Origin of the sequence: Proteus vulgaris, from assembly GCF_023100685.1 — a bacterium.
In the GTDB taxonomy this organism is placed as follows: domain Bacteria; phylum Pseudomonadota; class Gammaproteobacteria; order Enterobacterales; family Enterobacteriaceae; genus Proteus.
The window spans coordinates 953,132-965,751 of the sequence record NZ_CP090064.1 but is presented as its reverse complement, the minus strand read 5'-3'; the positions used below and the strand labels follow the sequence as shown (position 1 = coordinate 965,751).

General features: G+C 36.8%; 11 protein-coding genes. 4 read left to right on the top strand and 7 right to left on the bottom strand.

What is annotated here, in order from left to right; all coding sequences use genetic code 11:
- Window positions 1–43: 43 nt before the first annotated feature.
- From LW139_RS04555 to mrpA, 3 genes are all read right to left on the bottom strand, one after another.
- Window positions 44–2,659 (bottom strand): outer membrane usher protein, encoded by a 2,616-nt coding sequence (locus LW139_RS04555; RefSeq protein WP_166540200.1) that lies wholly within the window; start codon window positions 2,657–2,659, stop codon window positions 44–46.
- Window positions 2,660–2,680: 21 nt separating this feature from the next.
- Window positions 2,681–3,229: a fimbrial protein gene (locus tag LW139_RS04550; protein WP_162557010.1), complete on the bottom strand. Its 549-nt coding sequence runs from the start codon at window positions 3,227–3,229 to the stop codon at window positions 2,681–2,683.
- A gap of 95 nt (window positions 3,230–3,324) precedes the next feature.
- Window positions 3,325–3,852, bottom strand: a complete 528-nt coding sequence (gene mrpA, locus LW139_RS04545; RefSeq protein WP_109409403.1) for an MR/P fimbria major subunit MrpA — start codon at window positions 3,850–3,852, stop codon at window positions 3,325–3,327.
- Window positions 3,853–4,528: 676 nt separating this feature from the next.
- On the opposite strand from mrpA, the gene mrpI reads away from it, so the two are divergent.
- A complete protein-coding gene (mrpI, locus tag LW139_RS04540; protein ID WP_166540201.1) occupies window positions 4,529–5,089 on the top strand; it encodes a phase variation DNA invertase MrpI in 561 nt (186 codons plus the stop codon).
- A gap of 435 nt (window positions 5,090–5,524) precedes the next feature.
- Here the strand turns inward: mrpI and LW139_RS04535 are convergent, their stop codons facing one another.
- Genes LW139_RS04535 through LW139_RS04525 form a run of 3 tightly spaced genes read right to left on the bottom strand, consistent with a single transcriptional unit; the run spans window position 5,525 to window position 8,026 of the window.
- The gene (locus LW139_RS04535) at window positions 5,525–6,748 is read right to left on the bottom strand and encodes an RtcB family protein (RefSeq protein ID WP_166540202.1); all 1,224 of its coding nucleotides are present in this window, start codon (window positions 6,746–6,748) and stop codon (window positions 5,525–5,527) included.
- Window positions 6,745–7,884, bottom strand: a complete 1,140-nt coding sequence (locus tag LW139_RS04530; protein ID WP_166540233.1) for a slipin family protein — start codon at window positions 7,882–7,884, stop codon at window positions 6,745–6,747. Before LW139_RS04530 ends, LW139_RS04535 begins: the two co-directional genes overlap by 4 nt.
- Window positions 7,826–8,026 (bottom strand): hypothetical protein, encoded by a 201-nt coding sequence (locus LW139_RS04525; RefSeq protein ID WP_166540203.1) that lies wholly within the window; start codon window positions 8,024–8,026, stop codon window positions 7,826–7,828. Before LW139_RS04525 ends, LW139_RS04530 begins: the two co-directional genes overlap by 59 nt.
- 410 nt (window positions 8,027–8,436) lie before the next feature.
- Between LW139_RS04525 and rtcR the strand changes: the two genes are divergently transcribed.
- Both rtcR and rnz read left to right on the top strand, forming a co-directional pair.
- Window positions 8,437–10,029 carry an RNA repair transcriptional activator RtcR gene (rtcR, locus tag LW139_RS04520; RefSeq protein ID WP_247850685.1) on the top strand — a complete coding sequence of 531 codons (1,593 nt, stop codon included), beginning with the start codon at window positions 8,437–8,439 and terminating at the stop codon, window positions 10,027–10,029.
- Window positions 10,030–10,038: 9 nt separating this feature from the next.
- Complete coding sequence (rnz, locus tag LW139_RS04515; protein WP_166540205.1) at window positions 10,039–10,956, top strand: ribonuclease Z; 918 nt, start codon at window positions 10,039–10,041, stop codon at window positions 10,954–10,956.
- Window positions 10,957–11,041: 85 nt separating this feature from the next.
- On the opposite strand, the gene LW139_RS04510 is transcribed toward rnz, so the two are convergent.
- Window positions 11,042–11,716: a DUF421 domain-containing protein gene (locus tag LW139_RS04510; RefSeq protein WP_166540206.1), complete on the bottom strand. Its 675-nt coding sequence runs from the start codon at window positions 11,714–11,716 to the stop codon at window positions 11,042–11,044.
- A 267-nt stretch (window positions 11,717–11,983) separates the two neighbouring features.
- On the opposite strand from LW139_RS04510, the gene LW139_RS04505 reads away from it, so the two are divergent.
- Entirely contained in the window at window positions 11,984–12,619 is a 636-nt protein-coding gene (locus tag LW139_RS04505) for a hypothetical protein (protein WP_166540207.1), read from the top strand.
- Window position 12,620: the final 1 nt, after the last annotated feature.

The following is a 12,620-nucleotide window of genomic DNA, read 5'->3' as shown; positions in this document are numbered from 1 at the left end:
CTTTTTGTCTGAAATTATTGTTATCTTTCCCTTTTGCCTAACCTTATTTTGTGATCAATTGAGGTTTAGGTAAGGGTTCGGTTCTTTGATTGATTGTTGATGGTGTGGTATTGCCATCACCACAAGTTAGTAATAATGAAGATATAAACATGCCTTCAACTAATGTCGGGATCTGAACTTTGCACTGTGCTTGTCCATTCCAACGCACACTCAACACATCGCCACTATTAATACCTGTCAGGTAGACATTTCCACCATCATTGACAATACCGAGCTCTCGGCCTTTATCAGTTGTGACACTGGCACCAAATGGTGGGTAAGTTCCATCTTGTAAACGAATGACAGCCATGGCTTTTTGTCCCGACACTACATCAAAGTGACGGTAGCCTATTGCGCCTTCTGTTAGGGTTAGTTGTTGAATTGAGCGTAATGCTTCAGCGTTATCAGGCATCTGATCAAGGTCGATACTGGCACTACTACGGTAATAATCATTGATATCAGGCAGTATGGCTTTACCAAAAGCATTGGTACGAGTAATAGCACCGATACTCTTCACTGGTACATCAGAAATACCATCTGTATCAATAAGTAAACGAGTACTACCTGTACGACTTGTACGGTGTAATGCCCCACCTTTTGGTGTCAATGTTGCCCCACCTTGCAATGATAATGTGGCTGATGTGTATTCATCATTTATATGGCTCGCACTGGCAGTGATTAATGCTGCATCAGCGTAATGCATGAGATAGGCATCTGCAGATGGTTTACCGTTACTACTTAAGCCAGCACCAACACGATAGCTACTATTGTCATCAATACGATCGTAATAACTGACATTATGTGAATTACCGTGTTTGTTAATCACGGTGTTGTAGCTAATGGTTGCACGATCGCTCCAAGGCATACTGACATTCATATAAATGCCATTATCATTGGTGCCATTGAATTTATTGCGAAACGCCGACAGACTGAGATTGATGTTTTTAAAGCGACCAATATCCATCGCTTTGGCTAATGACAAGTTATAGTTATCATTATTAGGCTTATTCCAATAAGTCTGATGGCTATAGTTTAAGTAAGCACTTAATCCCCATTCAGGGAACTGCTTACTAAACATAATGGTATAAAGCTCTTTATTGTTATCTTCTTCACCATCACGATAACGGCGATCTAAATATTGGTTCATACTCATAAAATCACGTTCAGAGAATCGATAGCCTGCGAATGTCACTTGGCTATTTATTTGTTCAAAACGTTTTGAGTAACTTAAGCGATAAGAACCACCGTGATAGCGCTTGTTATCACTTGGAATTTTGGCCCAAGAATGTGTTGCATCAAAAGAGATGGCACCCAGCGCCATTAAGTCACGACCAATACCAGCAGAAACAGAGTTATAATCGCCAGAGACTAATGAACCACCATAAAGTGACCAACCATTACTAATACCCCACGAGAATTCACCCATACCAAAAATAGGACCTTCGGTATTACGGTTCATATCTGACGGTTTACCTGCAGATAATTTATATTGCACTCGGCCAGGACGTGTTAAATAAGGAATACTCGCAGTATCCATTTGGAATTCTTGAACAGATCCATCTTGTTCTTCAACACGTACATCTAATTTGCCACTCACTGCATCATTAATGTCTTGAATACGAAACGGCCCGGGAGCAACCTGAGTTTCATAGATCACACGACCTTGTTGGCTAATCGTCACCTTCGCATTCGTTTTTGCGACCCCCGTTACTTCAGGGGCATACCCCCTTAAGTTAGGCGGTAGCATATTGTCATCCGTAGATAAATTAATCCCAGTAAAACGGAAGTTATCGAAAATGTCAGAGCGTGAATAAGTCTCCCCCATCACAAGGCGAGCCCCTAATTGGGTGATTGCTCTATAAAGATAAAGCTGGTTCCATTTCCAACTATTTTCAGTGCTATCGGGAAGACCCGTTGTATGCTGATAACTTGCTTGCCAATCAGCACGGAAACGCCAAACCCCCAGGTTTGCGCCCACGGTTCCTAAACCTGTAACTTGTTGACGTTGCTTTCCTTTAGCGGGATCTGTCACGTTAGCATTGACGTTATAGTCAAAAAGCACTCCTGAGATACCATGATCCCAACGAGAAGGTGGATCCCAGTTTGGTGCTGAATATTCAAGATAAGCTTGAGGAATAGTCAGAATAAGATTACCACTTCCTAGACTTGCATTTACTGTCATTCCAGGAATGGAAGAGATATCAAGACAACTTCCATTATCTTGATATTTAACTTTTTCAGCCCATTCAGGTTTAAGGCCTATTTGATGGATCAATTCTGGAGGTAAGCAAGGTTCACTACCTTTAGGATCATTGGCAGGCACTACATAATTAATGTTATAAAGTTCAGGGAGTTCATTATTGTTAACACGAACAACAAACTCATATCGGCCAGGCATAATATAGCCCGCACGAGAGAAATCTGATAAGTCGATATTTTGCTTATCTTTTAGATCCAGAATATCGGCATTAAATTCAATATCACTATTTGCTAAAGCTGAACTTGAAATACTGGAAGCCCCAGTAAGGATTAAATAGATCAGTACAGCAACAGGCCGAATAGTATGTTGTTTTTTCTTTTTTTCCGTCCCTAAACCAACGGTTTTGAATGATCTCGCCATAAATTATCCAACCCGATCCATTTAATAGTATTCCAGCTTAAATCGCAGCGTTGTACGGTAATTCCCTGCTTTGGGTATTTCGTTATTTTTGACTATTCGCGCTTGATAAAGTAACGCCATTGATTTCGAATCAATACCAACAGGGGGCAATGGTTGCCCTGGAATAGCTTGTCTACCATAACGATCAGCTATCGCTAATGATGCACCTCTTGCTTCACCAGAAAGCGTAAAATTACCATTTTCGTTAGAAGGTCCTTCAAACGTTGCAATAAAACGAGGGTTGTCCGCTTCCTGACCTTTTTGTTCAATGAGCGTACATTCCGTTAATCTGATAGAAAAATACTCAATAGGTCCTCGCCCTTCAGTCACTAACATTGGAATAGAAACCGTTGTCAGTGGAATAACTTGTTCACCACTTCCTGCTGCAATCGTGCAAGATGGTTCTAAGATCGAGCCTGAAAGATTAAGTACCCCAAATCGCTGATGCATGTTTTTATCTTGTTTTACATCACTTGCTATTACCGATGTTGTCAGTAAGCTGGCAATAAGGCATAGCCATAGTGGTGTCATCTTGCGATTCATATTTTTCTCCGTAAGAAAAAAATCGTTAAAAATAGACACAGGAAATAAAGCTCTGTACATCCATGTACAGAACTTATTTTTTCTTACTGATAAGTCAGTGCGAAAGTTGCAATTGCAGTGAAGTCACCTGGAACAGCGGCTTCTGCAGCAGAACCTTGTAGGTAAGCAGCGAAGTTCAGATCATTATTACCATCACGTAAGTTTTGAGCTGCACTTGGTGTACCTAATTTGATTTGTTTACCACCCGCATCAGTGATAACAACAGCAGCATTTTTAGCGATACCTTCAATACCTAAAGAGCCTGCTAAAATGTCTGCATCTTCTGAACCAGTGAAGGTTGTTTGAACTGTTTTATAAGTTTCAGTTGTGCAATTTTCTAAAGAAATTTTGAAATCACGAGAATTACTACGGCCACCATCTTTTAATGCAGCAGTAGAAATTTGACCTAATGGAACAGTTTGATTTTCTGAATCAGGATGAATAGAACAAGGTGCATCAATAATTGAACCAACAAATTTAACAGTACCGTGACCTTGGTCAGCAGCAAATGCAGAACCCGCAGCAACAGATAAACCTAAGCCAAGAACTAACGCTAATTTATTTAATTTCATCTTTTTGTTTCCTAAAATATAAAGGACGAAGACATTAAAAATAATAAATTCATTAGGATTGAATTATTCCTAATTGAATGACTCATTATTGAGTTTTTTAATTTTGGTATACTTGTGCCCGTCCAAAACGAAATTAAATTTCGTTAGAAACAAAACAAAATACACCAAATTGTTTTGTTAAAAATTTTCATCTCGAAATTAAACACATTTAGATAATCTAACTTTAAATATCAGAAAAAGAGTTTATAATTCTAAGTGCAATTACTATAATTTGTGAAAAAAGTAAAAAAATTTATTTCTAGATTTTAAACAAAGTAACTAATCATATTTAATTTTTGAAATAATGATAAATATCAATATGTTAAATAAATGATGATATGTGATGAATATTAAATTTGACTTAAGTGAGAAGCCAGAGAATAATAGTAAACAATTTGGTGTATTCTGTTTATTTCTCTAAAGATGGCCGAATTCCTACCTATACTCATTTTTCGCTTTGTCAATCAATCACTTTCATTTTCTAAAAATAAATAAACTTTCAATAAACTTGTTTAAAATTAACAAGTAAAAGCGCAAGCATAAAAAAAACACAACTCTTTATTGATACATATTACTTGTTATAGTTATGTATCAATTGACTTTTGTTCTTTGTTATCTCATTGAAAAGGTTATAAAAATGAAGCAACGTAAGTTTCTTACACGTTTTGAGATCAACTCTATTTTGAAGCAAGCAAAAGAAGGACGATATCCAGAAAGAGATTACTGTATGTTTTTAATGTGTTTTTTACATGGGTTTCGTGTTAGTGAGCTATGCAGACTAACTTTAAGCGATATCGATTTGGAAAGTAGGATACTCTACGTCAGGCGCTTGAAAGGAGGTTTATCAACAACACAACCTATTATAGAAGAGGAATACGATGCGCTGGTTAACTGGTTGAAAAAAAGGGAAACATGGAGAGAATCTGACTCAGAATGGGTCTTTTTATCTCAAAAAACAGGTCCAATCTCTCGTCAACAAGTATATGGATTACTTCGCCGTTTAGGTAAAGAAGCTAATGTATCTATAAGCCCTCATCCCCATATGTTACGCCATGCATGTGGCTATGCGCTTGCTGATTTAGGTAGAGATACGCGTCTAATTCAGGATTACTTGGGACATCGGAATATTTCACATACTGTTATCTATACAGCAAGCAACTCAAAACGTTTTGTTCACATTTGGGATATAAGAAATTAACAATCACTTTTTTATTAATATGCGCTATGAAGATTAATACACTAAATAGAGTAGGCTATATTTTTTCAATAAGAATAAAGTTAATTTTTAATATAATTAAGAAATTTAGGATTTGTTTTATACTAAATAAATAACTGCGATTGTAGATATTAATAAGTTATTAATAATTATTTTTTAATTAAAGAGTGACTCAATATAGGTATTCGTTTTTTGATTATCTTTATTGGTCGATTATAAATTTAATATCAGTAATTATTTATTAATAATGCTAAACATTGATTGTTTAAATTTCAAACAGCAAATAAGGACTTAATTTAAAAATAACTTTAACTCTTTAACTTGTATTCATTTGCATTCCATGCACACGCTGTCATATCTCACTATCCCCTACGTTACTATTAGGGGATAGTTATGAATTACCGTAAAAAAGTACGATTAACCTTTTACACACACCACCTGTCTTAGTGTATGAACAACTTCAACCAAAGATGATTGAGCCTTCATAACTGCATCAATATCCTTATAAGCCATTGGAATTTCGTCAATGACATCTTTATCCTTTCGACATTCCACATGAGCTGTAGCTCGGATCTGATCTTCAACACTAAAGGCTTTTTTAGCCGCCGTTCGACTCATTACACGTCCTGCACCATGGCTACATGAACAAAAACTTTCAGCATTTCCTTTTCCTCTTACAATAAAGCTCTTAGCACCCATTGAACCTGGAATGATCCCCATTTCACCACGTTGTGCTGAAACAGCTCCTTTTCGTGTTACCAATATCTCTTCACCAAAGTGCATTTCCTTTTGCACATAGTTATGGTGGCAGTTCACTGCTTGTTGTTGTGTCGTAAAAGGTTTAGTGATTTGTGTTGATAATGCGGCCAACACACGTTCCATCATGACTTCTCGATTATGTCGTGCAAAATCCTGAGCCCATTCAACCGCTTCTATATAGTCATCATAGAAAAGCGTTCCTTCTTTTAAGTACGCTAAGTTTTTATCTGGCAAATTAGCAATATGTTCTCTCATATCTTCTTGTGCCATTTGTATAAATAACGTACCGATAGCGTTGCCAACTCCCCGAGATCCACTATGCAACATTACCCAAACGTTATCTGATTCATCAAGACACAACTCAATAAAGTGGTTCCCTGTTCCTAATGTTCCAAGATGACGATAATTATTAGTATTTCGTAAACGTGGATACTTATCAGTTAAAACCTTAAAACGTCCTTCAAGTTGTTGCCAATGTTGATCAACAAGTTTAGGTGGGTTCTTCCATGAACCACGATCATTCCCTGATTGATAACTCGTTCTTCCATGAGGAACGGCTTGTTCTATTGCTGTTCTTATCGCAAATAAATTATCGGGCAGATCATTTGCATGTAATGATGTTTTCACTGCAATCATTCCACAACCGATATCCACACCAACAGCCGCTGGAATAATCGCACCTTTGGTTGGAATAACACTGCCTATTGTTGAACCTTTGCCTAAGTGAACATCAGGCATAACCGCCATATGTTTAAAGATAAAAGGCATCTTAGCGGTATTGATAAGCTGCTTTAGAGCATCGGCCTCAACAGGCACACCATTTGTCCACATTTTAATTTCAGCAGTCCCTGCTTCTTTTACTATTTGGTGATCCAATATCATGCTTGTGCTCCTTTAATTTGGACTAATCCGTTTAATACTTGATCTAAACCGCCATAAACGGAGATCTTATCAATACGTTCTGCTATACGTTCTACCGTTTCTAGCTCTTTTAGCCTTAAAGCAACAGGGTTATTTTCCATCACTTTCGCAGTATTTAATAAAGAACGTGTTGCTGATGTCTCTTCTCTTCGACGAATGACATTAGCTTGTGCTGATTTTTCAGCTTCAACGACTTGCGCTAAAATCGTTTTCATTTCACCCGGTAAAACGATATCTTTTACCCCTAATGAAGCCACTTCAATACCATATCCTTGAGTGGCTTCACTGATTTTTTCACTGACTAAACTATCTATCAGGCTTTTATTTTCTAATAATTCATCCAGCGTTCTTGTTCCTACTGCTTCGCGTAAGGCAAATTGCAACTCTTTATATAAGAACTCCAATGGTGAAGCCAGTTGTTGATATGCTAAAAGTACATCGCTATAACGCCAGTTAGCCGATAAATTAATACGCAGTGTCACTTTGTCTTTCGTTAAGATCTCCTGCCCACTAACATCCAGTGTTTGTAAACGCATATCGACTACTTCAACATCTACTTTATACTGATAACGCCAATATCCTTTTAGTCCCGGTGGCAATAAGGCTTGTGTTTCTCCATTGATCCGAATAACACCATTATGCCAAGCAGGAATATCCACATTGAGAACCCCTTCACTTCCCTTTATGACTTGATTTCGTAATTTAGGATGCTGGAGTTTTTTCATCAATATTGAAGATACTTCAAGTTCATCGATAGATACTATTTCTAGAGAACGGTCGGCATACCGCCAATATAAACGTCGCGTTCCTGGTGCTAAGATCTCTTTTAAAGAGCCGTTTTCATATAAAAGGCCAATCTCTTCATCCGATAACACAATATCAAAACCATACTCAGCCACCCATTGAGGATAGTATTGACGTAAAAATTCGGCTTTCTCGCTTTCTAATGCTCCCCCATTTAAAGGGAAAACATCTGCACTGAGCTGACGCCCAAAATCAAAAAATTTATGTTCACCTGCTGTTAGCACATCAATGTATTCATCTTTTTTCTTTAAAAGTGCTAACTGCCCCTGTTTTACCACTATTGTTGTTTTTATCATTTTTCGTTCCTTCTTCTTTTTTATTCTTCTTTATATAGTGCAATTTATCGTGACTTACTTTTCCACGGGCAAGCTTTGCGAAACTGAAAGGAAAACAAGAGAGGAACGATACTTTGTTTGTCTCTTCTTCTGCTATCAATCCAGCTCCGTTGCTGGTGGATAAGTAAGGTGACGGTACAGCTGTCACAACGATTTTTTATATTTAAATTTACATTTGGATTTGTAATGGTTTTGGTGTCAGGAATCGAACCTGAAAATAACCCTCTTCACCTACAGAGTCTCGATGTGGAGGAACACATTTAGATAACACTACAGAGTGTTCCTCATGTGCCTACCAGATTTAAAATCTGCTCAAGACAGTAATAATATTGCCAATATCGTGCCAAGTTTTAAAAATATAAAAAAAATATTTCTAAATTATTGTTTTTTATTAATAAAAATATTTTTTGTAATTTTTAGATATTTACCCATTAAATTAAAAACAACAGAACACTATCTTTTTATCTATATATTTATAAAAATAGATAAAAAATAAGTAGAGATAATTTAATGAAACGCAAAGTAGTGATTGGTGTTTTAGGCACAACATTAGATAAAAGAGGTAAAAGCCATAAAAGGTGGAACTCATGGCGCCCAACAATTTCCATTTGTCATCAAAAGGATTTTCCTGTTAGCCGATTAGTGATGATCCACCAGCCTAATGACTCAATGCTAGCATCTAAAATTACAGAAGATATCCATACTGTCTCACCTGATACTGAGGTGTGGCCTTATGAAATTGATATTTGTGATCCGTGGGATCTCGAAGAGGTTTACAGCCATTTTCTTGATTTTGCAGTAAATTATCCATTTGATACTGAAAATGAAGAATATTATGTGCATATCACAACAGGAACACATATTGCTCAAATTTGTTGGTTTCTACTGACAGAAGCACACTACTTACCAGCAAAACTATTACAAACCTCACCCACTTCTAAAATAGAAAATGAAGACGGTGCTAAAACCATACAGTCAGCTACAGGCAGTTATGCCATTATTGATCTTGATTTAAGCCGTTATACAAAGTTAACGAGTCGGTTTGAACACTATCATAATGAGTCACTCTCTTTTTTAAAATCAGGGATTGCCACACGTAATGAACGCTTCAATACCTTAATTGCTCAAATTGAACGAGTAGCGTTGCGCTCTTTTGCTCCTATTCTATTAACGGGTCCCACTGGTGCAGGAAAATCATTTCTTGCTCAACGTATTTATGAATTACGACAATCGCGCCATTTTGTAAAAGGGCGTTTTATCGCAGTTAACTGCGCTACTTTGCGCGGTGACAACGCCATGTCCACTTTATTTGGACATGTAAAAGGCGCATTTACCGGTGCGTTGCAAGCTAGACAAGGATTATTAAGAGAAGCAAACAAAGGGATTTTATTTCTGGATGAAATTGCAGAATTAGGGCTTGATGAGCAAGCGATGCTACTTAAAGCGATAGAAGAAAAATCTTTTTATCCGTATGGCTCAGATACTGAAGTACAAAGCGATTTCCAGTTGATAGCAGGTACACATCGAGATATGGATAAACAAATTGCAAAGGGGCTTTTTCGCGAAGATCTCTATGCAAGGATTAATATGTGGTCTTTTTCATTACCGGGATTAGTCGATCGCAAAGAGGATATCGAACCCAATATCGACTATGAGTTACATCATTTTACAACACTCTATCAAAAAGCGATCCGCTTTAATTCAGATGCAAAATCTCACTATATTCGGTTTGCCACATCTGAGCAGGCTTTATGGCGTGGTAATTTTCGTGAACTTAGTGCTAGTATAACGCGAATGGCTACACTTGCTGAAAATGGTCGTATTATCCTTTCTCTTGTTGATGAAGAAATTAATCGTTTAAAACAAAATTGGGGAGTGGCTTCATCTTCTTTATTTAATAGTACTGATATTGATCTCTTCGATCTTAGCCAACTCAATACAGTTATCAAAACCTGTCAGCAATCATCAACACTCTCAGAAGCTGGTAGAAAACTTTTCGCAGTATCAAGACAAAATAAAAAACAACCCAACGATGCCGATCGATTACGTAAGTATCTTGCGAAATTTGATTTAAATTGGGAACAAATTCAACATGGAGAATAATATTTCATTATGGAGCTCATTTTTTTAGGCACTAACGCAGGCGTTCCGTCTAAAGAGAGGAATGTCACAAGTATGGTGCTTGATTTACAAAATAAACAAAAAAGTATGTGGATGTTTGATTGTGGTGAAGCCACACAACATCAGATACTGCATACTCGCGTGAAATTGCCGCGTTTAAATAAAATTTTTATTACCCATTTACACGGTGACCATATTTTTGGTTTGCCGGGACTACTTTGTAGTCGTTCAATGGGGGGAACTGAAACAAGCTTAACAGTATATGGCCCCTCTGGCATCAAAGCTTTTATAGAAACATCACTGACATTAAGTCAATCCTATTTAACTTATCCTATTAATATTGTTGAAATTGACGAAGCGGGTTTTCTGTTTGAAGAAGAAGGAATGAAAGTCAGTTGTGAAGCACTTTCTCATCCAGTACCTTGTTTTGGCTATCGCTTAGAGGAAGAAAATAGCCTCGGTAAACTCGATGCTCAGAAGCTAAAAGCTGAAAATATTCCGACTGGCCCTTGGTTACAAGAGTTAAAACAAGGCAAAACTATTACATTACCCGATGGAAGAGTCATTGATGGCCAAGAGTATATCGGCCCTGAAATAAAAGGACGCTGTATTGCTATTTTTGGTGATACACAACCCACACCGGATGCATTAAAACTAGCGAATAACGCGGATGTTATTGTGCATGAAGCAACGTTTAAGCATGAAATGGCTGAACAAGCAAATAGTCGCGGGCATTCAACAACAGTACAAGCTGCAACATTAGCAAAAGACGCTAACGTCAAAAAGTTGATTATTACCCATCTTAGTAGCCGCTATTTACCAGAAGACTGTGTTGAGTTGCTCAATGAATGCCAACACGTTTTTAGCCATACTGAAATTGCGTCTGATTTTGCCGTGTTTAAGTTGTAGTTCTACTATTAGAAAGTAACAATAGCGACATTACGTCGCCATTGTTACTCTACAGCATTCACCTAATCATCGATTTGTATTTTAGTTAATTATTCGGTAATGATGCGGTACGTTTTATCTTGCCATCTTGCAAAATAAAATTCACTTTCCCATCCCAAAACTCAGCTAAAAAAACATCTTCAGGCTTATCAATATGCTGATTTTTCATTTCTTCTTGTAACCATGCTTCATCTTTTTCTATTTGTACTAATTCTGAAGTACGGATAACGCCATCTTTCATCACAATCAAGGACGGCATTTTAGCACCGTCACACACTACTGTAATTTGTCCATCAGGTTCAATTTGTGCATAGTTAACTTCTTGAAATGAATGGATACCTTGAGCATGAAGACGTGAAGTAATATTAAGAATATCTATTTTATTCTTCTTCTCCATGATGTTTTCCATAATAAACTCGCCCTTCTTTATGATAGGGATCGGATTTCCAATGGTAACCGCACGAAAAAAATTGAATCGTTTGCTGATATAGTTGAGCAAAGAGATAAAACAAACACCAATTAAAAAGACAATAATATATTGGTAAAGAGGAATAGCATCAGTATAAATCACCCCTCCCATAATCCCCCCAAGAACAAAATTGCCAATAAAATCAATGGGAGTTAATTGAGAAAGTTGTGTTTTCCCTGATAAATTCATATGGGCTAATATGATAGTAAAACCAATAATAAATTTAATAATAACCAGAAAGTAATATTCCATTTGCATCTCACATTTCCAATAATGTCTGCCCTCATTATTATAAAGCAGAAAACGCTATCCTGATAAAAATTCAAATTATTTTTCATGGGATTTGACTAAGAAAAAACACTTAATATACTTAAGTTAGTTGATTTTAAGACTCACACTATACTTATTACGATAGTTTATCTGTAATCTCTTACTATCAGCGTAATAGCTTCTCGCCTTTTTTACTACTTACGCGGGATATCACTGAATTGTTTTTGAACACACATTTTGGAGAAAAAAATGAATAAAAAACTACTTACTTCATTGGTTCTAGCGGGTCTGGTTACTATCACAGCTGGTTGTGATGATTCATCTAAAAAAGTCGATGATGGTATAGATAAAGCAAAAGAAACTGCAACTCAAGTAACTGAGACAGCACAAGATAAAGCTAACGAGTTGACAGAACAAGCCAAAGATAAAGCCGCTGACGTAAAAGAAGATGCAGCTGCAAAAGCAGATGAATTAACACAACAAGCTCAAGAGCTAAAAGATAAAGCAGAACAAAAAGCTGCAGAATTAAAAGCACAAGCTGATGAAAAAACAGATGCGCTAAAAGAGAACATCTCACAAAAAACTGATGAGTTAAAAGATGCGAGTGCAACAAAAGCAGAAGAGATTAAGCAAAGTTTAGAAGCTGAAAGCAATAAACTCTCTGAAAAAGCGACAGAGTTAAAACAAGATGCCAGTAAAACAGCAGATAACCTGATGCAAGAAGCTGACACAAAAGTTGATCAGCTAAAAGGTGATGCTTCAAAAACAAGTGGTGATATAAAACAACAGGCTCAAGAGACTGAAAATAAAGCACTTGATAAAGCAGATCAATTAACTGATCAAGCCAAACAAAAAATTGATGATTTAAAAGCTGAAAATAAATAAT